The organism is Pararhodobacter oceanensis, assembly GCF_003076755.1.
Taxonomy (GTDB): domain Bacteria; phylum Pseudomonadota; class Alphaproteobacteria; order Rhodobacterales; family Rhodobacteraceae; genus Pararhodobacter; species Pararhodobacter oceanensis.
Genome location: NZ_QDKM01000004.1, coordinates 233,652 through 258,962 on the forward strand (window position 1 = coordinate 233,652; position 25,311 = coordinate 258,962).

General features: G+C 62.1%; 21 protein-coding genes and 2 pseudogenes. 11 read left to right on the top strand and 12 right to left on the bottom strand.

Features of this window, described 5'->3' with window-relative positions:
- Positions 1–53: 53 nt before the first annotated feature.
- The 5 genes from DDE20_RS11170 to DDE20_RS11190 all read left to right on the top strand — a co-directional run bounded on the left by DDE20_RS11170 (position 54) and on the right by DDE20_RS11190 (position 4,645).
- Positions 54–842 carry an ABC transporter ATP-binding protein gene (locus DDE20_RS11170; RefSeq protein ID WP_116558573.1) on the top strand — a complete coding sequence of 263 codons (789 nt, stop codon included), beginning with the start codon at positions 54–56 and terminating at the stop codon, positions 840–842.
- Positions 843–923: 81 nt separating this feature from the next.
- Entirely contained in the window at positions 924–1,634 is a 711-nt protein-coding gene (locus DDE20_RS11175; protein WP_116558574.1) for an ABC transporter ATP-binding protein, read from the top strand.
- 103 nt (positions 1,635–1,737) lie between these two features.
- Positions 1,738–2,748 (top strand): branched-chain amino acid ABC transporter permease, encoded by a 1,011-nt coding sequence (locus DDE20_RS11180; protein WP_116558575.1) that lies wholly within the window; start codon positions 1,738–1,740, stop codon positions 2,746–2,748.
- Positions 2,745–4,049 carry a branched-chain amino acid ABC transporter permease gene (locus DDE20_RS11185; protein ID WP_116558576.1) on the top strand — a complete coding sequence of 435 codons (1,305 nt, stop codon included), beginning with the start codon at positions 2,745–2,747 and terminating at the stop codon, positions 4,047–4,049. The genes DDE20_RS11180 and DDE20_RS11185 overlap by 4 nt, the downstream gene beginning before the upstream one ends.
- Complete coding sequence (locus tag DDE20_RS11190) at positions 4,046–4,645, top strand: nucleotidyltransferase family protein (protein ID WP_116558577.1); 600 nt, start codon at positions 4,046–4,048, stop codon at positions 4,643–4,645. The genes DDE20_RS11185 and DDE20_RS11190 overlap by 4 nt, the downstream gene beginning before the upstream one ends.
- Here DDE20_RS11190 and DDE20_RS11195 read toward each other — a convergent pair.
- Complete coding sequence (locus DDE20_RS11195; RefSeq protein WP_116558578.1) at positions 4,642–5,823, bottom strand: cytochrome P450; 1,182 nt, start codon at positions 5,821–5,823, stop codon at positions 4,642–4,644. The genes DDE20_RS11190 and DDE20_RS11195 overlap by 4 nt on opposite strands.
- Before the next feature lie 284 nt (positions 5,824–6,107).
- On the opposite strand from DDE20_RS11195, the gene DDE20_RS11200 reads away from it, so the two are divergent.
- Positions 6,108–6,491: a hypothetical protein gene (locus DDE20_RS11200; protein WP_116558579.1), complete on the top strand. Its 384-nt coding sequence runs from the start codon at positions 6,108–6,110 to the stop codon at positions 6,489–6,491.
- 28 nt (positions 6,492–6,519) lie between these two features.
- Here DDE20_RS11200 and DDE20_RS11205 read toward each other — a convergent pair whose 3' ends face one another.
- Complete coding sequence (locus tag DDE20_RS11205) at positions 6,520–7,911, bottom strand: dipeptidase (protein WP_116558580.1); 1,392 nt, start codon at positions 7,909–7,911, stop codon at positions 6,520–6,522.
- 232 nt (positions 7,912–8,143) lie between these two features.
- Here DDE20_RS11205 and DDE20_RS11210 point away from each other — a divergent pair, with 232 nt between their 5' ends.
- The 5 genes from DDE20_RS11210 to DDE20_RS11230 all read left to right on the top strand — a co-directional run bounded on the left by DDE20_RS11210 (position 8,144) and on the right by DDE20_RS11230 (position 14,222).
- Positions 8,144–8,734: a 5-aminolevulic acid synthase gene (locus DDE20_RS11210; protein ID WP_116558581.1), complete on the top strand. Its 591-nt coding sequence runs from the start codon at positions 8,144–8,146 to the stop codon at positions 8,732–8,734.
- A 169-nt stretch (positions 8,735–8,903) separates the two neighbouring features.
- Positions 8,904–10,127 (top strand): 5-aminolevulinate synthase, encoded by a 1,224-nt coding sequence (gene hemA, locus DDE20_RS11215; RefSeq protein WP_116558582.1) that lies wholly within the window; start codon positions 8,904–8,906, stop codon positions 10,125–10,127.
- A 149-nt stretch (positions 10,128–10,276) separates the two neighbouring features.
- A complete protein-coding gene (locus DDE20_RS11220; protein WP_116558583.1) occupies positions 10,277–11,533 on the top strand; it encodes a helix-turn-helix domain-containing protein in 1,257 nt (418 codons plus the stop codon).
- A 167-nt stretch (positions 11,534–11,700) separates the two neighbouring features.
- Positions 11,701–12,828 (top strand): flavodoxin-dependent (E)-4-hydroxy-3-methylbut-2-enyl-diphosphate synthase, encoded by a 1,128-nt coding sequence (gene ispG, locus DDE20_RS11225; protein WP_116558584.1) that lies wholly within the window; start codon positions 11,701–11,703, stop codon positions 12,826–12,828.
- Positions 12,829–13,085: 257 nt separating this feature from the next.
- On the top strand, positions 13,086–14,222 hold the full coding sequence (locus DDE20_RS11230) for a flagellar motor switch protein FliG (protein WP_116558585.1): 1,137 nt from the start codon (positions 13,086–13,088) through the stop codon (positions 14,220–14,222).
- A gap of 139 nt (positions 14,223–14,361) precedes the next feature.
- On the opposite strand, the gene hflX is transcribed toward DDE20_RS11230, so the two are convergent.
- The 10 genes and pseudogenes from hflX to DDE20_RS11270 form a co-directional block, all read right to left on the bottom strand.
- Positions 14,362–15,669 carry a GTPase HflX gene (gene hflX / locus DDE20_RS11235; RefSeq protein ID WP_165814499.1) on the bottom strand — a complete coding sequence of 436 codons (1,308 nt, stop codon included), beginning with the start codon at positions 15,667–15,669 and terminating at the stop codon, positions 14,362–14,364.
- Positions 15,670–15,690: 21 nt separating this feature from the next.
- Positions 15,691–15,924 carry an RNA chaperone Hfq gene (hfq, locus tag DDE20_RS11240; protein WP_116558586.1) on the bottom strand — a complete coding sequence of 78 codons (234 nt, stop codon included), beginning with the start codon at positions 15,922–15,924 and terminating at the stop codon, positions 15,691–15,693.
- A gap of 189 nt (positions 15,925–16,113) precedes the next feature.
- On the bottom strand, positions 16,114–17,601 hold the full coding sequence (locus DDE20_RS11245; protein ID WP_116558587.1) for a potassium transporter TrkG: 1,488 nt from the start codon (positions 17,599–17,601) through the stop codon (positions 16,114–16,116).
- Position 17,602: 1 nt separating this feature from the next.
- Entirely contained in the window at positions 17,603–18,979 is a 1,377-nt protein-coding gene (gene trkA / locus DDE20_RS11250; protein ID WP_116558588.1) for a Trk system potassium transporter TrkA, read from the bottom strand.
- Positions 18,980–19,015: 36 nt separating this feature from the next.
- A complete protein-coding gene (ntrX, locus tag DDE20_RS11255; protein WP_116558589.1) occupies positions 19,016–20,410 on the bottom strand; it encodes a nitrogen assimilation response regulator NtrX in 1,395 nt (464 codons plus the stop codon).
- A complete protein-coding gene (locus tag DDE20_RS11260; protein WP_116558590.1) occupies positions 20,407–22,707 on the bottom strand; it encodes a sensor histidine kinase NtrY-like in 2,301 nt (766 codons plus the stop codon). Before DDE20_RS11260 ends, ntrX begins: the two co-directional genes overlap by 4 nt.
- A 111-nt stretch (positions 22,708–22,818) precedes the next feature.
- Positions 22,819–22,977, bottom strand: coding sequence for a helix-turn-helix domain-containing protein (locus tag DDE20_RS19435; RefSeq protein ID WP_476704018.1), 159 nt, complete (start codon positions 22,975–22,977; stop codon positions 22,819–22,821).
- A gap of 132 nt (positions 22,978–23,109) precedes the next feature.
- Positions 23,110–23,718: pseudogene (locus DDE20_RS19440) on the bottom strand (sigma-54-dependent transcriptional regulator); the annotation flags it as partial.
- A gap of 162 nt (positions 23,719–23,880) precedes the next feature.
- Positions 23,881–24,213: pseudogene (locus DDE20_RS19390) on the bottom strand (response regulator); the annotation flags it as partial.
- Entirely contained in the window at positions 24,213–25,298 is a 1,086-nt protein-coding gene (locus tag DDE20_RS11270; RefSeq protein WP_240608020.1) for a two-component system sensor histidine kinase NtrB, read from the bottom strand. The pseudogene DDE20_RS19390 and the gene DDE20_RS11270, both read right to left, overlap by 1 nt.
- Positions 25,299–25,311: the final 13 nt, after the last annotated feature.

Below are 25,311 nucleotides of genomic sequence, written 5' to 3' on the forward strand. Positions count from 1 at the left end.
TTGGGTAAACGCCCCCCCGCAAACGAGGGGGGCACCCATGAACGGGGGGATCCATGATACAGGTCGAGAACCTGCATAAGCACTTCGGCGGCTTTCACGCGGTCGATGGTGCCACACTGCATATTGCTGAAAAATCTATCACCGGGCTGATCGGTCCGAACGGGGCGGGAAAAACCACCCTGTTCAACGTGATCGCCGGTGTGCTCAAACCGACATCGGGCAAGGTGCTGATGGCCGGTGAGGATATCACCGGGCTTGAGCCACATGAGCTGTTTGACAAGGGGCTGTTGCGCACCTTCCAGATCGCCCATGAATTCGCCTCGATGACCGTGCGCGAGAACCTGATGATGGTGCCGCCGGGACAATCGGGCGAGAACCTGTGGTCAACATGGTTCCACCGCGCGCGCATCGCGCAGGAGGAAGCGACGCTGCGCCGCAAGGCCGATGAGGTGCTGGAATTCCTCACCATCGACCATATCGCCGATGAGAAAGCCGGAAATATCTCGGGCGGGCAGAAAAAGCTGCTGGAACTGGGCCGCACCATGATGACCGACGCGCGGATCGTGTTCCTTGATGAGGTCGGCGCCGGCGTCAACCGCACCCTGCTGAACACCATTGCCGATGCCATCGTGCGTCTGAACCAAGAGCGCGGCTATACCTTCGTGGTCATCGAGCACGACATGGATTTCATCGGCCGCATTTGCGATCCGGTGATCTGTATGGCCGAGGGCAAGGTTCTGGCCGAAGGCAGTCTCGACGAGATCAAGGCCAACGAGCAGGTCATCGAAGCCTATCTCGGCACCGGCTTGAAGAACAAAGTCACCGCAGGAGCGGGCGCATGAGTGGCCCGCAGTTCGGGCCTTATGCCGCCTTGGGGAGCCTCCGGCGGGAGTATTTAAAGCAAGATGAAATTGGGGGCACGCATGTCTGAGCCATTCTTGATTGGCGATGCGATGACCGGCGGTTATGGCGGCGCGGATATTCTGCATGGCTGCACGATTGCCGTGGAAAAGGGCCAGATTGCAGTGATTGTCGGCCCCAATGGCGCCGGGAAATCCACCGCGATGAAGGCGGTCTTCGGGATGCTGAACCTGCGTTCGGGCGCGGTGCGTCTGGGTGGCGAGGATATCACCGCGCTCAGCCCGCAGGCACGGGTCAATAAGGGCATGGGATTCGTGCCGCAGACCAATAATATCTTTCCCTCGATGTCGGTCGAAGAGAACCTTGAAATGGGCGCCTTCATCCGCACCGATGATTACGCCCAGACGATGGAACAGGTCTATACGCTGTTCCCGATCCTGCGTGACAAGCGCCATCAGGCGGCGGGGGAGCTCTCGGGCGGGCAGCGCCAGCAGGTGGCGGTGGGCCGTGCGTTGATGACCAAACCTTCGGTGTTGATGCTTGATGAGCCGACGGCGGGGGTCTCGCCCATCGTGATGGATGAATTGTTTGACCGGATCATCGAGATCGCCCGCACCGGCATCTCGATCCTGATGGTCGAGCAAAACGCGCGGCAGGCGCTGGCGATTGCCGATAAAGGCTATGTGCTGGTGCAGGGCGCCAACCGGTTCACCGACACCGGCGAGGCCTTGCTGGCCGATCCCGATGTGCGCCGCAGTTTCCTGGGGGGCTGAGGATGACCGGCTTTTATACTGACAAAATCCATCCTGCGCGCGGCGCGGACCACGGCGCGCCCTGCGGGGCCCCGTCCTTTGAAACATGCGGAGATTTCATCTGATGGACGCCCTCAACGCATTGATAATGTTGGCCAACTTCGTTCTGATCCCGGCCACCGCCTATGGCAGCCAATTGGCGCTCGGCGCATTGGGGATCACCCTGATCTACGGTATTTTGCGGTTCTCGCATTTCGCGCATGGCGATGTGATGGCGATTGGCACCGCGGTGGTGATCCTGACCACTTGGGGCCTGCAGGGCGCCGGTGTCAGCTTCGGGGTTCTGCCGACGGCGCTTTTGGCGCTGCCGGTGGGGATCGCCTTTACCATCCTGTATCTGCTGGCCATGGACCGTGTCGTTTACCGGTTTTACCGGCGCGTGCGGGCCAAGCCGATGGTCTTTGTGATGGCCTCGCTGGGGGTGATGTTTGTCACCAACGGCCTCACCCGTCTGTTGATCGGACCGGGCGAGCAGCGCTTTGCCGATGGCGCGCGGTTTGTGATCTCGGCGCGTGATTTTCGCACCTGGACCGGGCTCTCGGAGGGGCTGGCGCTGCGCTCGACGCAGTTGCTGACCGTGGTAGTGGCGCTGATCGCCATGGGGATTCTGTTTTATTTCCTCAACCGCACGCGGTCGGGGAAATCCATGCGCGCCTATTCCGACAATGAGGATCTGGCGCTTCTGTCGGGGATCAACCCCGAGCGCGTGGTGATGATCACCTGGGTGATCGCAGGCACATTGATGTGTCTGGCGGGCACGCTTTACGGGCTGGACAAGATCTTCCGCCCCTTCACCTTTTTCCAATTGCTGCTGCCGATGTTTGCGGCGGCGATTGTGGGCGGATTGGGCAACCCTCTGGGGGCGATTGTCGGTGGCTATGTCATCGCCTTTTCGGAACTGGGGGTAACCTATGCGTGGCGGCGCTTTGCGGGGTATTTCCTGCCGCCCGACTGGATGCCCGAGGGGCTGATGCAGATCCTGCCCGTCGATTATAAATTCGCCGTCACCTTTGCCATTCTGGTCTTGGTGCTGATCTTCCGTCCCACCGGTATCTTCAGGGGGAAAGTGATATGAACCCGACTTTGCGTGCATTTCTACTCTTCGGCCTTGTCGGGCTGGCGCTGTTGTTCACCGGCTTTAACCAAAGCTGGACCCTCGCCCTGACGATCCTCAATATGAGCCTGATTTCGGCGGTTCTGGCGCTGGGGGTCAACCTGCAATGGGGCTATGCCGGGCTGTTCAACGTCGGGATCATGGGCTTCACCGCGATCGGCGGTTTGGCGGTGGTGCTGATCTCGGCCGATCCGGTGCCCGAAGCCTGGAGCGCTGGCGGTCTGGGCGCCCTGATGGGGCTGGCTCTGGGTGCGGCGACGGTGATGGCGGCGATTGCGGTCTGGAACCGGATGCAGCCCAGCCTCGCCCGCGTCTTGGCGCTGATTGCCACGCTGGTGGTCGGCTATGTCATCACCCGCTCGGTCTTTGCACCGGCGCGGGAGGCGATCATGGCGGTCAATCCGGCGACCGAGGGCTATCTGGGCGGCGCAAGCCTGCCGGTGCTCCTGTCATGGCCGGTGGGCGCTTTGTTCGCCGCGGGTCTGGCTTGGGTGATCGGTAAGATCAGCCTCGGCTTGCGGTCGGATTATCTGGCGATTGCAACGCTGGGCATCTCGGAAATCGTCATTGCCGGGATGAAGTTCGAAGGCTGGCTGTCGCGCGGGGTGAACAACGTCGCCGGTCTGCCGCGTGCGGTGCCACGGCCGGTGGAGTTGCAGGGCTCGGGCTTTGTGCAATCCCTGTCCGAGCGCAGCGGTATCGACATTGTCGAGATGGCCTCGATTGTCGAGAAACTGGGCTATGCGGCTTTGTTCTCGGTGGTGCTGATCATGCTGATCGTGCTCTCGGAACTGGCGCTGAACTCGCCATGGGGCCGGATGATGCGCGCCATTCGCGACAATGAGATCGCGGCGCGGGCGATGGGCAAGGATGTCAAAGCGCGGCATCTGATGATCTTTGTGCTGGGCTCGGCGATCTGTGGCTTGGCCGGTGCGATGATGGTCACATTGGACGGGCAGTTGACGCCGGGCACCTATGAACCGCTGCGCTTTACCTTCCTGATGTGGGTGATGGTGATTGTCGGCGGTTCCGGCAACAACTGGGGCGCGGTGCTGGGCGGAATGGTGATCTGGTTCCTCTGGGTGCAGGCCGAGCCTCTGGGCCGCGCGGTGATGGAACTGTTGACTTCCGGCATGGCCGAGGACAACGCGCTGCGCATCCATCTGGTCACCCAGGCTGCGCATACGCGGTTGATCCTGATGGGCTCGGCGCTGTTGTTCATGCTGCGGTTTGCGCCGCGCGGGTTGATCCCCGAGAAATGAGCAAGGGTCATTTGCGGCTGGTGTTACTGGCTGCCGGGTCATCGCGGCGCATGCGCGGCGGTGACAAACTACTGGAGCCTGTCGGCGGGGTGCCATTACTGCGGCGGCAGGCGCTGGCCTGTCTGCAGGCGGTGGCAGGGGGCGAGATCGGGGCGGTGGCGGTGACGCTCGCCCCTTCCCGCCCTGCCCGTCTGGCGGCGCTTGAGGGTTTGGCGATCACCGCGCTGCCGGTGCCTGATGCCGAGGCGGGAATGAGTGCCAGCCTCAAGGCGGCGGCAGATTGGGCCGAGGGGCATGCGCTGATGGTGGTGCCCGGTGATATGCCGGAATTGACCGCACAGGATTTCCACAAGATGGCCACGGCTTACGTCGGGGTCGGCCTGCGTGCGTGTGATGACGCAGGCGTGCCCGGGCATCCGGTGATCTTTCCGCCCGAGGCGCTGCCCGCATTTGCCGCATTGTCGGGCGATGAGGGCGCGCGGGCGATCCTGCGCGCGCATCCGCCCGCGTTGATCCCCTTGCCGGACAGGCGCGCCACAACCGATCTTGATACCCCTGAGGATTGGGCGGCGTGGCGCGCGGAGGCTGGGGTCTAGCCTTCGACCATCAAACGGGTGAGCCCGTGGAAATGGTAGCGGTCGGCGAATTGCGGTGGCTCGGTCAGGCGCAGATCCGGTAAACGCTGGAAGAGGATCGGCAGCGAGGCCGCCAGTTCCAGCCGCGCCAAGGGCGCGCCGACGCAGAAATGCAGCCCGACACCGAAGGCCAGATGCGGCTTGAGCGGGCGTTCGGGGTTGAAGATATGGGCGTCTTCCCATGCGCCGGGATCGCGTCCGGCGGCGGCGAGCATCACACCGACCTGATCGCCGGGCTGGAACACATGGCCCATGACGTCGATTTCCTCATAGGCCCAGCGGGTGAACATATGTAGCGGTGGATCAAAGCGCAGAAGTTCCTCGATGGTGCCTGCCAATTTCGCCTCGCCCAGCCAATCCTTCGGCCCGCCCTGTTCAAGCAGGGTTTTGACGCCGTTGCCGATGCCGTGCACCGTCGCCTCATGACCGGCGTTGAGCAGCAGAATGCAGGTGGTGATCAACTCATCGGTCGAGAGTTTCTCGCCCGCTTCTTCGGCGCCGATCAGATGGGTGATCAGGTCATCGGCGGGTTTGGCGCGGCGTTCCTCGACATAGCTGCGCATGAAATCCGAGAAGGCCGCGCTGGAGCGCGCCGCGATATCTTCCAGCTCGCGCGTGCGGTTGGCTTGATACATCGCCACCATGTCATGCGACCAGCGCAAGAGATCGTCTTTCATCTCTTCGGGCACGCCAAGGAGGCGCGAGATGATCACTACGGGGATCACCTGCGCGAAGGCTTCGATCAGGTCAAAGGGGCCAGCGGGGAAATCATCGATCAACTGATGGGTGAGTGCCTCGATCTCGGGGCGCAGTTCATTGATCCGGCGCGAGGTGAAAGCGCGCAGCACCAAAGAGCGCAGGCGGGTGTGGGTTGGCGGCTCCAACTCCAGCATCGAATGCGCCTCGATGGCGTAGAAGGGCGCGGTATGCGGGGCGATCGGCTGGCGTTTGCTTTCGGGCACTTCGCGGCCAAAACGGCGGTCGCGCAGGATCGCATTGGCGGCGGCCTGACCGAAAACACAGGGCATCTGATACTCGTCCCAATAGACCACCGGCCCCAAGGCCCGCGCGCGGTCATAGAAGGGATAGGGGTTTTGCACGAACTCCGGATCAACGGGGGATTGCGAGATATGCTGCATCGGATGTCCTTTCACTGAGCGCGGAACTTGCCCGCCGGTTGGGGGAAGGTCAAGCGGCGGGCAGATGAGGTGATCTGGTTTTGGCGGCGTGGATTTTATCCGTGATTATGGGGGGTTGCTGTTGGTCGCGGTTGATCGGATCAGTGGATTTTCCGCTGGGGTGAGGCAGGATCGCAGGGCATATGCTGACACGCCAATGAGGCGTTTCAGGTCATCGCAGCAGGCTCTGGCCGGTCATCCGTATCACGATTGAACCCTTGTGTTGCCTGCGCCGACCTATCCGCATGACCCAGATCCTCCCCGCCTCAATGGCCCCGCATGCGCCCGCAAAACCCTCTGCAACACGGGCCAGCGCGCCGCCCTCCTGCCGGATGCGCGGCACGCTGGCCCTGTTGATCTTGGCGCTATTGGCGGGGGTCGCGGCACAGATGCCGATGCGCGGCGATGTTTTGGGGCTCTTGGCCGGTGTCGCCGGATCGCTGGGCGTTGCCGGTGTGATCACCGCGCCCGAACGCCGCCCGTTGCTGGCGATTTGCTGGAGCGCGCTGGCCTTCGCCCTGCCCGTCACCCTGACTTTGGCCGATATGGGGCTGGCGGCGGGCAGTGTGATGACCGGCGGCGCGTTGCTGTTATGGGCGCTGATCGCGCAGCCCGCCAGACAAGGGTGAACCGGGTCTGACGGGCTTGGCCGAGGGCTTACTGACGCGAGAGCGCGTCAAGCACACGCACCCAGCTACGGATGCCTTTGTGGAAGCTTTCCAGATCGTATTTCTCGTTCGGCGAATGGACCTGATCATCATCGCGGCCAAAGCCGATGAGCAGTGAATCCATGCCCAGAAGCGTCTGGAAATACCCCGCAATCGGGATCGAGCCGCCGCAGCCGATGAAGGCAGCCGGACGCGGCCATTCATCCGACAGCGCCTCGCGCGCGGCTTCAAAGGCGGGGTTGTCGACCGGCATCACCGTGGCGGGCGATCCCTCGGGCTCGAGGATTTCAAACTTGCAATCCGCCGGCACGCGCGCCGCGACATGGCGCTCAAAGGCGGCGAGGATCGCCTCGGGGTCTTGGGTGCCGACCAGCCGGAAGCTGATTTTCGCATGCGCCTGCGAGGGCAACACGGTTTTGAAACCGGCGCCGGTATAGCCCGAGGTCATACCGTTGATCTCGCAGGTCGGGCGCGACCAGATCATTTCAAGCGCGCTGCGGCCCTGCTCACCGGCGGGAATGCTCAGATCAACGTCACCAAGGAAGGCGTCGGCGTCAAAGCCCAGATCATCCCATTGCGCGCGCTGCGCGTTCGACAGTTCCGGCACGCCGTCATAGAAACCGTCCAGCGTGATGCGTCCGGTCTCGTCATGCAGATCGGCCAGCACCCGCGCCATCACTCGCGCGGGGTTCATCGCCGCGCCGCCATACATGCCCGAGTGCAGGTCTTTGTCCGGTCCGGTGATGCTCAGTTCCAGCTTGGCCAAACCGCGCAACGAGGTGCTGATCGCGGGGGTCTGCGGGTCGAACATGCCGGTGTCGCAGATCAGCGCCAGATCGGCCTTCAGCGCCGCGGCGTGTTCCTCCATATAGGGCACCAGCGAGGGCGAACCGGATTCCTCCTCGCCCTCAAAGAACATCGAGACCTTGACCGGCAGGCTGCCATGCACCGCTTTCCACGCGCGGCAGGCCTCGACAAAGGTCATCAACTGCCCCTTGTCATCCGCCGCACCGCGCCCGCGGATCACCTTGCCGTTGGCGGTTTCCTCGACTGCGGGATCAAAGGGGTCGCGGCTCCAAAGCTCAAGCGGATCAACGGGTTGCACGTCGTAGTGACCGTAGAACAGCACATGCAGCCCCTCAACATCGCCCGCGTCATGGGCCACGACCATCGGATGACCGGGGGTGGCGTGTTTTTCTGATGCGAAACCAAGGGATTGTAGCTCATTCACCATCCAATCGGCGGCGCGGTCGCAATCCTCTTTGAACGCCGGATCGGTCGAGATCGACGGCACCCGCAGCAGCGCCTTTAGCCGCTCGAGGGAATCGTCGAGCGTGCTGTCGACATGGGCAAGAACCGGATCAAGAGCCTTGGAAGTCATGGAATATTTCCCTTTTGTTGCGGCGCATATCAGATGCGACAAATCTTGGCGCCAACCTAGTCCGCTGGTGATTCCGATGTCCAGTCCCCCGCAGGCTTGGCGCCGGGTCAATTGCGCCGGTGAAATCCCGCCGATGGAATAAGAAACCATCCGGCTATCGCCGCGGCAGGGGCTGCACTTGCCTGAAAAACCTTGTAAACTTGACCGGCAAGTTTTCGGAATGGAGCCCTTTATGACCCCTCGCGCGACCCTGAAACCGGTTTTGATCCCTGCCCTTTGCGCGCTGCTTGCCAGCGCCGCCGCCGCTGATCCGGTGGATACCGGCGCGGCGCGTGAGCAGCTTTACCGCGCCGACCGTGTGGAAGTGGTGCGCTATCACACCTCGGGGCTGGATGAGGACGAACTGCAGGTGCTGACCACGGTCGCGCAGAGCCAGAAATACTATGCCGCGCTGGCCTTTGCCCCCGAGGCCGGGATCATGGCGGAACCTACTGTTATGTCGGCCAATTTCCACAATATCGAGGCCGCGCGCGAGGCGGCATTATCGACCTGCAACGAGCGGCGCAGCGGCGGCGCGCGCTGTGTCATCGCAATGGAAGTGCGTCCGCAGGGCTGGGAGCCGCGCAATCTGCAACTGAGCGCCGATGCCACCACCCATTTCAATGACGACTACCGCCGCGCGACGGGCACGCGGGCTTTTGCAATCTCGGCGAGCACCGGCCAATGGGGCGTGGCGCTTGGTGATGGCGCGCAGGATGAGGCCGTTTCCGCCTGTCAAGGGGAGACGAATGTTTCCGATTGTGCCGTTGTCATTGCAGACTAAGAGTTTTATGAGTGAATACACTCGGGTGCGACATAATACTAAATTGATCCAGGTCATGGTTGTGTAGCATGTTAAACATATATGGGTGGTCTTGCAGTCCAAAGGCATCGAATTGCACCCGTTTGCCGCAGTCACCACCCGCCCCAGCCAGCCGCTACGGAGAGATCTCTTGACTTACGACGCCGCCCTGAACACTGCATTGCAACGCCTGCATGACGAGGGGCGCTATCGCACCTTCATCGACATCGAGCGTCGCAAAGGGCAATATCCGCATGCGATCTGGCGCAAGCCCGACGGCACCGAAAAGAACATAACCGTCTGGTGCGGCAACGATTATCTGGGCATGGGGCAACATCCGGCGGTGCTGGCAGCGATGCATGAGGCGCTGGATGCCACCGGCGCCGGTTCGGGCGGCACGCGCAATATTTCGGGCACCACGCTTTATCACAAGCGGCTTGAGGCGGAACTCGCCGATCTGCACCGCAAAGAGGCGGCGCTGGTCTTTACTTCGGCCTATATCGCCAATGACGCGACGCTGAGCACCCTGCCGCGGCTGTTTCCGGGGCTGATTATCTATTCCGACGCGCTCAACCATGCCTCGATGATCGAAGGCGTACGCCGCAATGGCGGTGAAAAGCGGATTTTCCGGCATAATGATGTGGCGCATCTGCGCGAGTTGCTCGCCGCCGATGATCCCGTCGCGCCGAAACTGATCGCTTTTGAGTCGATCTATTCGATGGACGGGGATTTCGCCCCGATCAAGGAAATCTGCGATCTGGCTGATGAATTCAACGCGCTGACCTATATCGACGAGGTCCATGCGGTGGGCATGTATGGTCCGCGCGGCGCTGGCGTCGCCGAGCGTGACGGGCTGATGCACCGGCTGGATATCATCAACGGCACCATGGCCAAAGCCTACGGCGTGATGGGCGGCTATATTGCCGCAAGCGCGAAAATGGTAGACGCAATAAGGTCTTACGCGCCGGGCTTCATCTTTACCACCTCGATTGCTCCGGCGATTGCGGCGGGTTGCGCGGCCTCGATCAAACATCTGAAAACCGATCAGGCACTGCGTGACAAACAGCAGGAATACGCCAGCATTCTGAAAACCCGCCTCAAGGCGATGGGACTGCCGATCATTGATCACGGCAGCCATATCGTGCCGGTGCATGTCGGCGATCCGGTGCATTGCAAGGCGATTTCGGACATGCTGCTTGAGGAATACGGGATTTACGTGCAGCCGATCAACTTCCCCACGGTGCCGCGCGGCACCGAGCGGCTGCGCTTTACCCCCTCGCCGGTGCATGATCCCAAGGAAATCGACCGTGTGGTGCGCGCGATGGACGCGATGTGGTCGCATTGTGCGCTGAATCGTGCCGAACTTTCGGCATGACAACGCCTTTGTCTTCAAATGCTTATTTCGTTCTGCTAAGATACCTATAAGAGGTCGTTCCAAGGTGACTCGAAAGATGGTTTCCCGCCGTTGATCGAGACTTAGGTGAAAGCGACCCATTCGGGCAGGCGGCAATCAGGGACAGAGCGATGATCTGGCGGAAGGAACTACCTCCGGCGCAGACCGACGACGGGCAACGGGGCTTCGACGACTTCGAACTCCAGCTTGGCGATGTGTTGCGCGGTGAACGGGCGACTTTGGGCAAATCCTTATTGGATGTCCAACGGGAGCTGCACATTCGTGCAGCCCATATTGCTGCTATCGAGAATGGCGAACTTGAGGCTTTCGAGACCCAGAGTTTCGTGGCCGGTTTCGTGCGCTCTTATGCGCGCTATCTCGGCATGGACCCGGAATGGGTCTATGAGCGGTTTTGCATCGAGCATAATTTTCAGGTCGCCCATGGCATGTCGAATGGCGCCATCGGGGCCAGCCGCACCGCCAAGCAGATCCCGGTGCATGATCCGCGCGGCGCGCCGCTGAAAGGGGTTGGCTTGCTGCCCGACCCGACGCCCTTCTGGCACCGTGTTGAACCCGGTGCTCTGGGCTCGGTGACGGTGCTGATCGCGCTGATCCTCGGGCTGGGCTTTGCCGGCTATACCGTGCTCAAGGAAGTGCAACGCGTGCAGGTGGCCCCCGCTGATATGGTGCCGAATGTGGTCAGTGATTTCGATCCGCTGGCGCCGGGCGCGGGTATCGGCAGCCGGGCGACCGCTTTTGATTCCGATCCGCTGACCTCGGCGCAGGGCACCGGCCCTGCCCTGAGCGGTCAACGCAGCGCCGACGCCACCACGGTCAGCAGCACCAGCCCAAGCGCGGGCAGCGCTGAAGGCATGGTGCGTATCGCCCGTCCGCAGGCGCTGGATGTGCCGGTATTGACGCCGCGCGACGGGCCGATTGCGGCGATTGTGCCGGTCGCACCGACGCCCTCGCCGCGGGCGATCACCACCGATGACGCGGTGGCGCAGGCTCTGGCCGATGCGCTGGATGATGCCGCCGCGCCGCAGGTGCTGGCCGCGGGGCCGGACACGGTGGAACTGCTAGCCGTGCGCCCCTCGTGGTTGCGGGTGCGCGCCGCTGATGGCTCGGTGGTCTTTGAGCGTATTCTCGACGCGGGCGAACGCTATACGATCCCGCAGACCGAAGAGCCGCCGACGCTCCATGCGGGCAACTCGGGCTCGGTCTATTTCCTGATCAACGGCGAGGCTTATGGCCCCGCCGCGCCCGGAGCACAGGTGGTGCGCAATATCCCGCTGGATGTCGCCGCGCTGCGTGAGGGGTTCGCGGTGGCCGATCTGGACCGCGACGACGATCTGGCGGTGCATGTCGCCCGTCTGCGCGACGAGTAACCACCGCCAATATCGGCCCGCAGTTGCCGCTGCGGGCCTTTTCCATTCCCGATCTCCGCCCCCCTATTGCCACGCGTATTGCCACCCGCATTGCCAGGCACATTGCCACGCCTCGCCTCGCGGCTTATGTCAGGGGCATCAGGTTTTCATGGCCAACGAAAAGACATATGACACATAATCCGATCCGCCCCTGGCGCAACATCGAGCGCCGCCCCTCGCGCAAGATCATGGTTGGTTCGGTGCCGGTCGGTGGCGATGCGCCGATTTCGGTGCAGACGATGACCAACACCGATACCGCCGACGTCAAAGCCACGGTGACGCAGATCCTTGCCGCCGCCGAGGCCGGCGCCGATATCGTCCGCGTATCCGCCCCCGACGAGGCCGCGACCAAAGCCCTGCATGAGATCGTGCGCGAAAGCCCGGTGCCGATCGTCGCCGATATCCATTTCCACTATAAACGCGCGATTGAGGCCGCCGAGGCCGGTGCCGCCTGTCTGCGGATCAATCCGGGCAATATCGGCAGCGCCGAGCGCGTGCGCGAAGTGATCAAAGCGGCGCGTGATCATGGTTGTTCAATGCGCATCGGTGTCAACGCCGGATCGCTGGAAAAGCACCTGCTCGATAAATACGGCGAGCCCTGCCCCGAAGCGATGGTCGAATCCGGTCTCGATCATATCAAGCTGTTGCAGGACAATGACTTTCACGAGTTCAAAATCTCGGTGAAAGCCTCGGATGTGTTTTTATCCGCCGCCGCCTACCAGCAATTGGCCGAGGCCACCGACGCGCCGATCCATCTGGGCATCACCGAGGCCGGCGGCTTTGTCTCGGGCGCGGTGAAATCAGCGGTCGGCATGGGCAATCTGTTGTGGGCGGGGATCGGCGACACCATCCGCGTCTCGCTTTCGGCTGATCCGGTCGAGGACGTGCGGGTGGGTTACGAGATCCTTAAATCTCTGGGCCTGCGCACCCGCGGCGTGCAGATCATTTCCTGTCCTTCCTGCGCGCGGCAGGGGTTTGACGTGATCAAGACCGTGCAGACCCTTGAGGACCGCCTCTCGCATATCAAAACCCCGATGAGCCTGAGCATTATCGGTTGTGTGGTCAACGGGCCGGGCGAGGCGCTGATGACCGATCTGGGCTTTACCGGCGGCGGCGCGGGCTCGGGGATGATCTATATGGCGGGCAAGCAGAGCCATAAGATGTCGAACGCGCAGATGGTTGATCATATTGTCGAATTGGTCGAACAGCGGGCCGAAGAGATTGCCGCCGAGGCCAAGGATACCGCGGCGGAATAACCCCGCGCAGGGGTGACACAGAAAAGCGCCGCGAGAGGGATATCTCGCGGCGTTACAGTCTACTCAACGCATTTCTGCGCGCCAACGGGAGAAGACATCTGCACGGATATATCCGCACATAGTCTTCACCTCTGTTGATATGGGACGCTGGCGAAAACGGCGTTGATCTGGATCAATTCGGTTAATTTATTGCGCTTGTTATCTGCAAGTTAACCTCCTGCGGCGATGCTGGGCCTGTTCACTCTTGGATGGGACGCATGGCACAGAATACCGCATCAAAAACCGCCCTCACGGCATCAACATCACTTGGCGGCCACGCCGCCGCAGTCAGCGCCGCTGATGGCAAACGCTATGGCACCAGTCCGGCGGGACGGCGCATTCCATCGCTCAGCGGTCGCCAGAAAGCGGCGATCATGGTGCGCCTGCTGCTCAGCGAGGGCGCGGACCTGAAGCTCAACAATCTGCCCGAGGATATTCAAACGGCATTGACCGAGCAATTGGGCGATATGCGGCTGGTAGACCGCGACACGATGTCTTCGGTGGTCACCGAATTTGTCGAGACATTGGAACAGGTTGGCCTCAGCTTTCCGGGCGGGATCGAGGGCGCGCTCAAGGCTTTGGACGGCCGTCTCAGCCCCGGCGCGGCGCTCAAACTGCAAAAGATCGCGCGCACCCGCGATGGCGCCGATCCGTGGAACCGGATTCTGGCGGCGGATGCGGAAACCCTGCTTGATGTGCTGGAGCCCGAAAGCGCCGAAGTGGCAGCGGTGGTGGTTTCCAAACTGCCGGTGGCGCGGGCGGCGGAACTCTTGGGTAAAATGCCCGGTGAACGCGCGCGCCGCGTCGCCTATGCGGTGGCGCTGACCGAGGGGATCGCACCGGCGATGGTTGACCGGATCGGCAGCTCGATCGCATTGGAACTAGACGGACGCCCGCCGCGCGCCTTTGCCATCTCGCCCGCAGCGCGGGTCGGCGCGATCCTGAACTCGGCGGCAGCGCCGGTGCGGCAAGCGCTGCTTGACGGCCTCAGCGAGAAAGACGAAGGATTCGCCGATGTGGTGCGCAAGAATATCTTCACCTTCGCCCATATCCATGAGCGGCTCGGCACCCGCGACGTGCCGAAAGTGCTGCGCGAGGTCGAGCAAGGCGAATTGATCACCGCGCTCGCCGCCGCCCTGCCCCTGCCCGATACCGACGAGGGGCGCACGGCGGAATTCCTGCTGGCCAATATGTCGCAACGCATGGCCGCAACCCTGCGCGACGAGGTGGAAGCCCGCGGTAGGGTCAAGATGAAAGAGGCGGAATCGGCAATGGCCAATGTCGTCGCCGCGCTACGCGATCTGGCCGATAGCGGCGAGATCACGCTGCTGACCGATGACGACGACGAGGACTGATGGCAGAGAATAGGCGCCGCAGGGGGTGCGGCGCCTTGTGTGTGTCGTGACGATTTGAATTTACCGATTGGTGTCAGTGCAATTGTTCTGCAATCGCGGGTTCAGGCCACCGGCCAAAGCGCATTGATCGCGATACTTGCTAGCTATCACTCACCAATAGCGTTTCGAACTGGCGCTTCTGGCGTGGCGACCACGAGAGCGTCAGGGTGATACCTTCGCCAGCCGTTTCCTCTGACAAAACAATGCCTTCTTCATAGGCCCAAGCCCGCGCGCGGCCCTGTTCATGGCCCAAGTCGACGCTTTCGACCCAGCGCACCTCGCCGAGTGCGGTGCCCACGGCATCGATCAGATCCTCAAACCCGCGTCCGGTCAGCGCCGAGGCCGCAACCACGGTCTCGCGCCGGTCGGCAATATTCAGATGCGGATCATCTGCCGGCAGCAGGTCGATTTTATTCCAGACCTCCAGCTTTGGCACCTCGGGATTGACCCCGAGATCTGCCAGAATCGTCTCGACATCATGCGCCTGTGCCTCGGTTTCGGGGTGGGCAATGTCGCGCACATGCAGGATCAGATCCGCCTCGAGCACCTCTTCGAGCGTAGCGCGGAAGGCGGCGATCAATTGCGTCGGCAGATTGGAGATAAACCCCACCGTGTCCGACAAGATCACCTGCAAACCGCCCGGCAGCGTGACCGCGCGCATGGTCGGGTCCAGCGTGGCAAAGAGCATGTCCTTGACCATCACCTCGGCGCCGGTCAAACGGTTGAAAAGTGTGGATTTTCCGGCGTTGGTATAGCCGACGAGTGCGACCACCGGATAGGGAATGCGGCGCCGCGCAGCGCGGTGCAATTCGCGGGTCTGGGCGACTTTTTCCAACTGTTTGCGCAGCCGCACCACCTGCACGTCAATCGCGCGCCGGTCCGCCTCAAGCTGGGTTTCCCCCGGCCCGCCGACAAAACCAAAGCCACCGCGCTGGCGTTCCAGATGGGTCCAGGCCCGCACCAACCGTGTGCGTTGATAGCTCAACGCCGCAAGTTCGACCTGCAACACGCCCTCACGGGTGCGCGCGCGATCGGCGAAAATCTCTAGGATGAGACCGGTGCGATCCAGCACTTTGATGTCCCAAGCGGTCTCGAGATTGCGTTGCTGCACTGGTGACAAAGGGCCGTCGACGAGCACGAGATCAACCTCGTCCGCCTCGATCAAACCCTTGATTTCATCCACTTTTCCCGAACCGAACAACATCGCCGGAAGGGCCCGCGGCAAGCGCACAACCATTGATCCGACGACCTCGATCCCCGGCAGCGCCATCGCCAGCGAGAGCGCCTCATTCAATGCGGTATTGGCGTCGCGGGCGTGATGTGCACCGCGGATATCGGGATGCAGGACCAGCGCGCGCTGCTCACGCGTGCCGCCGCTGCCACCGAGTTCAGACACCTCGATCGTCACCGGCGCAAACCCGAAACCGCGTTACTCTTCGCCATTATACAATGAGATCGGCTGGCCCGGCATGATCGTCGAGATCGCGTGTTTATAGACCAGCTGGCTTTGACCTTCGCGGCGCAGCAGCACGCAGAAATTGTCAAACCAAGTGATCACGCCCAAGAGTTTCACGCCATTGATCAGAAAAATCGTCACCGGAACCTTGTTCTTGCGCACATGGTTCAGGAATGCGTCCTGCAGGTTTTGCTTGTCCACGGCCATTTTCTTTACCTTTTTTTATTGGCCCGCGCGGCTTTGCGCCGTCGCAGATCCTCCCGTTATCTGTTGAGTATGAAGCGCCACCCGTTAAGTTTCCAGACCAAAATACCAGCATTTCAGGCGGATAGCGGCGCTCATGACCTCATCTCGTTCAATGTCAGAGCCTCCCTTAGTCGAAATTTTATCAAATGGCTACTGCCGTCCCAGGAAAAGCGCCAGAAAAACCAGAATTTCCAATCGCCCCAGCACCATCGACAGTGCCAGAATCGCCCGCGCGGGGTCGCTGACCAAGGTCCAATAGAGCGGTGCCTGCCCCGCGACGCTGACCAGAGGGCCGGTGTTTGACAGGCTGGAGACGGCGAAAATCAGGCTGGTCTCAAGGCTCATGCCGCTGAGCAGCAAGAGCGCCACCACGACAATCGCGGTCAGCGCGAAAACCATGGCAAAGAGCCAGGCAGATCGCGCGCCGACGGTGACCAGAAACCGGTCATATTCATTGGCGCCGGGCACCATGGAGGGATAGATCATCCGCTCGGATTCGGCCTTGCCCAACCGCATCAACGCATAGACCCGCAGCAACTTAATCCCGCCCGCGGTGGTCGCGACGCCGCCGCCCAACAGGGTTAACCCCATCAACACAAGGCCCGGCGGCGTCAGCCCCGACCAGACGCGGCTGGCGATCCAGTCCTGACTGACCAAACCGGTGGTGGTCAGAAACGACAGGCTGGTAAAAGCTGCACCCCATGCCGCGCGGCCCATGGCGGGCAGGTTTTCGCCCTCGCGGACCTCGAAGGCTCCGGCCCAATGGCGGGCCAGCACGAACAGCGACACCAAGCCGATGATCAAACCCGCGGTCAGCAGTTCGGGGTCTTGCAAAACGGGGCGCGGGCGCCCGCCCCGACCCGGCAGAAACCTGCGGCTGAGCGCGATGACCATGAAGGCAAAAAGCAGGAATTCCGCGGCCAGCCCGACCCCGCCCAGAGATTCGCGCGGCAGGATGCCCGAGGTCGAAAGCACCGCCATCGCCTGCATCAGCGCGTCAAATCCGGGCACGCCGGTAAAGGTTAACAGCACCCAGAGCGCCACGGTTAACCCAAAATAGACCGGAAAGATGGTCGCCGCATGGGCGCGCAGCCGTCCGCCCGGTGCCGCGCTGGCCCAGCCGGCGGATTCGGCGGTGCCATGCTCGCGGCGGATCAATTCAAACCCGCCCAATTGCAGCGGCGCCAACAGCGCGGTGGCGGCGGCCAATATGAACAATCCGCCCAGCCAGCCCGCCATGCCGCGCCATAAATGCAGCGCGGGCGGGATCCGGCGAGGCAATTCGATCAGGCTGGCGCCGGTGGTGGTAAAGCTCGAGATCATCTCGAACCAAGCATCGACAAAGCGCAATTGTGGCAGCGCCTCGGCCAGCGGCAGCGCCATGGCGGCGGGGATGACCAGATAGATCAAGGTTAACAGGGGGAACAATCCCGAGCTGCGTCCGAGCCGTGTTTGCCCGTTCAACGCGATGCCCAGAAACGCCGCCAAGAGCATGCAGAGCGAGGCGGAATAGAGGAACACGCGCCCGACATAGGCCTGTTGGTCCAGAAACGCCTTGATCGAGGGCACCAGCATCAGCGCCCCTGTCGCGCCGATCAATACGACCAAGAGGGGCACTCTGGGCAGACGGGGCTGCATGTCAGAAATACTCCACCGCGACCTGCAGCAGCCGTTCGATTTCCGGCACGTCCTTGCTAAGCGCAAAGATCACCAGATGGTCGCCCTCTTCCAATTCGGTGGAGCCGGTGGGTTTGACGAACACGCCGCGCTTGCGCACCGCGCCGACCAAAGCGCCCTCAGGAAAGCCGATATTGCTGATCGCGCGTCCGGCGAGGGGCGAGGTCGAGAGCACCTGCGCTTCGATCACCTCGGCCTCACCGTCGCCAATTGTGTAGATCGAGCGCACCCGCCCGTGGCGCACATGGCGCAGGATCGACGACACCGTGGTGGCGCGCGGATTGATATGCGCGTCAATGCCAAGGTGATCAAGGAGCGGCACCAGCGAGGGGTCATTGACCAAGGCTATCGAGATTTTGCAGCCCAGAGCCTTGGCGCGCACGGCCGTCAACAGGTTGGTTTTGTCGTCATCGGTCACCGCCAGAACAGCGTCGGCGCGGGCGATACCAGCCTCGGCCAATAGGTCGCTGTCCATCCCGTCACCGTGCAACACAATCGTGCGCTCCAACAGATCGGCGGCGGTTTCGGCGCGGGTGCGGTCGCGTTCGATCACTTTGACGCGGACCCGCTCGGGCTGGTTTTCCAGCGCCCGCGCCACGGTGAGACCGACATTGCCGGCGCCGATCACCACCACGCGTTCCTGTTTGGCCAAAGGCTTGCCGAAAATCGCCAAGGTGCGGCCCAGATCCGAGGTTTCCGAGACGACATAGATCTGGTCGCCCTCGAACAGTTGGTCCCCGGGATCAGGCGAGAAGAGTTTGCCGCCACGGCGCACGCCGACGACGATGGCCTTGAGGCTGGAAAACAGCTCGGTCAATTGCCGCAGCGGGGTGTTGAGCACCGGACAATCGGCATCCAGCGATATCCCCGCCAGCCGCACACTGCCGTCGAGAAAATCCTGCACATCGAAGGTCGAGGGCGCAGCAAAGCGGCGCAGCGCGGCGCGGGCGACCTCATGTTCAGGGTTAATCACCACATCGACCGGCATATGCTCACGGCCGAATAATTCGCGAAATTCGGGGTCCAGATAGGCCTGCGCGCGCAGTCGTGCGATCTTGCGGGTAACGTCAAACACCGAATGGGCCACCTGACAGGTGACCATATTGACCTCATCCGAATGGGTCGCGGCGATGATCATATCCGCCTCGGCCGCGCCCGCTTCGGCCAGCACATTGGGGTGCGAGGCAAAGCCGACCACGCCCTGCACTTCCAGCGCATCAGTAGCGCGGCGGACCAGCACGGGATTGTTATCAACAATGGCTACATCGTTGGATTCGCCGGACAATTGCCGCGCAATCTGCCAACCGACCTGCCCTGCACCGCAAATGATGATTTTCATGGATTTGCCCTTGAGATTGCTACCGGGCGCCGCGCGTTAACTGTCGTCACGATTGCCCCGACCACCCGAAAGCGCCGCTGTATTCACGCCCAGAGACTTCAGCTTACGGTGAAGCGCCGAGCGTTCCATACCGACAAATGTCGCGGTGCGCGAGATATTGCCGCCAAAGCGGTTGATCTGGGTTAACAGATACTCGCGTTCAAACAACTCCCGTGCCTCACGCAGCGGCAGCGTCGCCAGCCCGCCGGCCAGAACCACGCGCCCGTCCTCGGAGTCGCCCGCCTGATCGGCAATCAATTCGCGCGCCTCAATCGGGCCCTGACTGTCGCCGAGAATCAGCGCCCGTTCGATCACATTGCGCAACTGCCGGATATTGCCCGGCCAGTTCATTGATTGCAGCTGCGCCTCGGCTTCTTGCGACAGGTCGCGTTTGGTAAGCCCTTGGGTTTGATGCAAAAGTTCGATGAAATGCCGCGCCAAAAGCGGGATATCATCGCGCCGTTCGGCCAGTGACGGCACCGCGATCGGCACCACATTGAGCCGGTCATAAAGCTCTTGCCGGAAGGTGCCAGCGCTAATTTCCGCCCGCAGATCGCGGGTCGTCGAGGAGATCACCCGCAGATCCACCTTGACCTTATCGGCACCGTCAACGCGGGTGAAGGTTTGATCGACCAGCACCCGCAGGATTTTTGACTGCGTTCCCAAGGGCATATCGGCAACTTCATCGAGGTAAAGAATGCCGCCGTCGGCCTCTTCCAGCAACCCGGGGATCACCCCGCGTGCGCCGCTTTCCTGCCCGAAGAGCACCTGTTCCATCTTTTCGGGCTCAATGGCGGCGCAGGAGACGGTGACAAATGGCGCGCTGGCGCGGTTGGATTGCGCATGAATAAAGCGCGCCGCCACCTCTTTGCCGCTGCCCGAGGGACCGGCCAGCATCACCCGCCCGTTCGAGCGCGTGACCTTGCCCAATTGCGAGCGCAGCAGTTTCATCACCTGACTTTGGCCGATCATTTCCGCCGGACCCGAGTCGCGTTTGCGCAGCGTCGAATTCTCACGCCGCAGCCGCGAGGCCTCCATCGCGCGCCCGATCACCACCAGTAACTGGTCGATATTAAAGGGCTTTTCGATGAAATCATAGGCCCCCTTCTTGATCGCGGCGACGGCGATTTCGACGTTGCCATGGCCCGAAATGATCACCACCGGCACATCGGGGTATTCGCGTTTGGTCGCCATCAGAATGCCGATCCCGTCCATCTGGCTGTCCTTGAGCCAGAGATCGAGGATCATCAGCATCGGCGGCTCAGCAGCGACGGCGGCCATCGCTTCGTCGGAATTCTGCGCCAGCCGCGTCGAATAGCCCTCATCGCGCAGGATTTCCGAGATCAGCTCCCGAATGTCACGCTCGTCATCAACAATTAGAATATCGCTCATGCCTGTTGCCCGTTCTCCGTGCGGCCCCCGCGCGATGTGCGCAAGATTGGAAGCCGGATTTCAGCCATCGCACCGTGATGCGCGCAGCCTTCCATAATCGGCGCGTCACGCAAATCCAGCGTGCCGCCGTGTTCCTCAATAATTTTCTTAACGATGGGCAGGCCCAGACCAGTGCCCTTTTCGCGCGTCGTCACATAGGGTTCAAACAGCCGCGCACGGTCTTCCGGCAGGCCGATACCATTGTCGGCAATGGTGATCGAAGCGCGCTCATCATCCAGTGTCATCGCCACCGAAACACGCGGTTGATAGCCCACGGGGGCGCGACCCGCCTCGATCAGGCCTTCGGTGGCTTCGCCGGCGTTTTTCAACAAATTGGTCAGCGCCTGCGATATCATTGTCGAGTCGATCTCGAGTGTCAGCGGCACCTCGGGCAGCACGGCGTCGAATTGCACCGCCTCTTGCCCCGCCTCTTGCAAGACCAGCGCATCGCGCAGGATTTCCACCAGATCGACCGGGCGCCGGTCGGGTTCAGGCATCCGTGCAAAGCGCGAAAACTCGTCAACAATGCGTCGTAGGTCATTGGTTTGGCGGACAATTACATCGGTGAGGGTCTGCAGGGACTGGGCCTCATCCTCGGGCAATTGGCGACCGAATTTGCGCTTAATCCGATCCGCAGACAGCTGGATCGGGGTCAGCGGGTTCTTGATTTCATGGGCAATCCGCCGCGCCACATCGCCCCAGGCCGCCATCCGCTGCGCCGAAACCAGATCGGTCACATCGTCAAAAGCGACCACATAGCCCTCAAGCAGCCCCGCCGAGGTGCGTCGTTCCGACAGCCGCACCAGCAGGGTTTCCAGACGTCCATTGCGGCTGATGCGCACCTCGTCCTGCACCCGTCCGCTGATCATCCTGCCGTCGCTGTTTTGCAACCGTTGCAAGAGCGGCGCGAACTCGGGCACAACGCTGGACAGATCTTGCTGCGCGGCGTCGAGCGAGTCGATTTTAACCAACATTTCGGCAGCACGGTTAACGAAAGCCACCCGCCCATCTTCATCCAGCCCGATCACACCGGCGCTCACCGATCCCAACACGGAATCGAACAGCCGTCGGCGCTCTTCGATCTGGCGGGTGTTGCCCAGAAGCGTCTCGCGCTGGCCCTTGAGTTGCCGCGTCATCTGGTTGAACACGCGGCCCATCGTGGCAATTTCATCATCGCCGGTTTCCTCGACGATCTGCACATCCAGATCGCCCTGACCGACCCGCTCGGCGGCCTCGGCCAGACGCCCCACTGGCCGCGAGAGCCCTTCGGCAAACCACATGCCCAGCCAGACCGCGGCGAGGATTAGGATGATCGCAAAGGCAAGATACAGCAGCCCGAAATTGAACAGGACTTTGCCACGCTCGGTCTCAAGCTGGTTGTATAGCTGGATGGTCTGCTGCGTATCATCCAGCAGGCTGAGGATCTCACCGTCAACCGCGCGCGCGATATACAACAGCCGGTCGCCATAGCCATCCAGAGGCACCAGCGCGCGGAACTCGCCATTCGGCCAATCCTTGGCCAGCGCGATCTCACCGGATAGCGCAAGCTCTAGATCCTCGGGCGAAGGGGCAACGAAATCAAAGAGGTATGAGCGTTCTCCGCGCACACGCAGGGTTCCATCGGCATCGACGACAAAGGCCGCGCGCAGCCCGCGCTGGATACCCGCCTGTGCTTGGCCGAGGATTTGCCGGATCTCGCCATCGGAGAGAAACACATTGCTGCGACGCGCCCGCTCCAGCGTTTCGGCAACGATCCGACCGTCGGTCACGAGGCTGCGCACCTGTTCATCCTGATAGGCTTCGGCGGCGGCGAGCGAGCTGCCAACCACATTGCGCACGCGCTCGGAAAACCAGCCTTCGAGGCCGATATTGATCGTGATCACCGCGAAAACCGCCACCGTAATAGCCGGCAAAAGCGCGATCACCGCGAATAATGCCGAGAGCCGCAGATGGAGTTTCGACCCCGCCGACTTTGAACGCCGCGCCGCGACCATCCGCGCAATTCTAGCCATGACCAGCGCGGCCACGACCATAATATAGACCAGATCGACCAGCAAAACGAGGCGCAGCGACGGCAGGTTGCTCATCCCCGCGATCGGGCCAAGCACCAAGGCCGTGGCCAGAACCAGCACCGGCGCGAGCACCACCAAAAGTAGCGTCAACAACGCCTGAAACCGCCGTTGCGCAGGGTTTCTGCGCCGCAACAACGGATCGGGCCGCGCGGAAACCGTTAACTCGGGACTGGGGCGTTCATTCATCGTTAAACAGATAAAATCGCAAAAACGACGGGTCGGGACATGGCGGTAACGGGCCTGATATAAGGTCAAGTCGCAGGGGGTGAGACAATTGCGCCACGCCCTGTTGCCAATCTACATCAATTTGCGACGGCGTGTCACGCTAATATCCAGCTCATTGGTCTTTTTGCGCAAAGTATTTCGGTTAATTCCCAGCAGTTCCGCGCAGCGCAACTGATTGCCGCCGCTATATTCCAGCGCAATGTCCAATAGGGGCGCCTCGACCTCGCGCATGATGCGTTGGTAAACGCCGGACGGCGGCAGCTCATCGCCGTGCAATTCGAAATACCGGCGCACATGGCGGGCGACGGATTCGGCCAATGTTCCGCCGTCATTGCCATGCGTCGGCGCCGCGCCGGTCGAGGCCGCGCCGAGCACCGCTTCGACCTCGGCCGCGGCGATCTCGGGGTCATGGCCGGTGATCATCAATCGCTGCACCATATGCTCGAGTTGCCGCACATTTCCGGGCCAATTGTAGCGCCGGATCACCTCGAGCGCGGCGTCGGACATATGTCGACCGCTGCCGGTTTCGCGCGTGGTGCGAGCCAGAAAATGCTGCGTTAACAGAGGGATATCATCGAGACGCTCACGCAAAGGCGGCACCGTAAGGGTCACGCCGCTGATCCGGAAATAGAGATCATGGCGGAAGTTGCCGCTCTCGAAGGTGCGGGTGAGCGTCTCGTCGGCGATGGCGATGATCCGCGGCCCATCCTCGGGCGCGGCGTCGAGCAAACGCACCAGCCGCGCCTGCGCATCGCCGTCCAGATCGCCCAGCCCGTCAATCACCAGAGAGCCGCCGCGGGCTTGGGTCAACAGCGCGCGCCCGTCGCCGCCGCCGGCGGGATCCATGGTTAAATCCTGCGCCGAGACGACCAGAAACGGCTGTGCGCTGCGGTCGGAAAATTCATGCAAGGCGCCTGCGATTAGCGATTTACCGGTGCCGGATTCTCCAATGATCAGAACCGGTAACGCGGTGTTCATCACCTGCGCGACCAGCCGGTAGAGCGCCTGCATCGAGGGCGTGCGCCCGACCAGAGGCAGGTCTTGTCCGGCCTGCACGACACCCTCGCTGCCCGCCTGCGGGGGGCTGATCCGGCGTCCGCGCCGCGCGCTGGTTAACCCTTTTTCTACCCGTGCCAGCAGGTCCGGCAGATCAAAAGGCTTGGGCAGATAATCCCAAGCGTCCGCCTCGGTCGCCTGTATAGCGGTCATGATCGTGTTTTGCGCCGAGATGATGATCACCGGAAGACCGGGGCGTAACACCTTGATTTTCGGCAAGGTTTCCAGACCGTTCCCATCCGGCATCATCACATCGCTGATCACCAGATCGCCCTTGCCCTCTTCGACCCAGCGCAGCAGCGTGGTCAGGCTGGCGGTGGCGTGGACGCGGCATCCGGCGCGGGTCAAAGCCTGTGTCAAAACCGTCCGGATCGTCCGGTCGTCGTCTGCAATCAGGACCGTTCCATCCATCAGTCTGCCTTTCGCGTATCAGGGCGTTTAGGGGATTTGCCGGTCGGGGCCATCGGCAGGGACAGGCGAAACACCGTGTGACCGGGGTGCGAGTCAACCTCGATCCAACCGTCATGGGCGGCGATGATCTTGGAAACCAGCGCAAGCCCCAGACCGGTGCCATTCTCGCGCCCCGAGATGAAGGGATCAAAGACGTTTTCCGCGATATGTTGAGGCAGTCCGGGCCCGTCATCCGCCACCTCGACATGCAGCGGCAGCGCCAGCGCATGCCCGTCGCGCCCATGCACTTGCAGGCCGCGCTCAAAGAAGCTGCGCAAGCGGATGGTGCCCCCCTCGCCCTGCGCCTCGGAGGCGTTTTTCAAAAGGTTTAGAATGACTTGCAACAGTTGATCGGGATCGGCAAGAACCTCGGGCAAGGAGGGGTCATAGTCGGTCAGGATCTGCATATGCGCGCCGAAACCCACCTTGGCCGAGCGGCGCGCGCGTTCGAGCACATCATGCAGATTGACTGCCAGCCGCTGTGGCGGGCGTTGGTCGCCAAAGGTTTCCACCTGGGTCAGTAGCGCCACGATCCGCCGCGTTTCCTCGACGATCAGATCGGTGAGTTCGCGGTCTTCGCCGCTGAGCCCCATTGATAAAAGCTGCGCCGCGCCGGTGATCCCCGCGAGCGGATTTTTAATCTCATGGGCTAACATTTGCGACATACCAATCGCCGAGTTCGCCGCCGCATTGACCCGCCGCTGCCCGCCGATCCGGCCCACATGCTGGTGCGGCGCGATCAGCATCAGAACGCCTTCCGCGGGCTCTTCCAGACTTGCCAATTGCAGATTGCAATAGATCGGGGGCTGCCCGCTGGCGGCGATCTCGACATCGCGGATGATCACCGGCGATTGCGTGCGCCGCGCGCGGTCCACCGCGCTGTGATTTGCCGCATCGAGGGTCAGGACATCGAACACCGGCAGACCGCAGACCACCGCCGCGGAGGTCGCGATGAAATCCTCGGCGGCGGGGTTGCAGCTGTGCAGGATATCAACGCTGTCGCGGCGGGAAATGACAAATGCGGGAAGCGGCAGCGCCGACCAGATTGCGCCGGTGTTC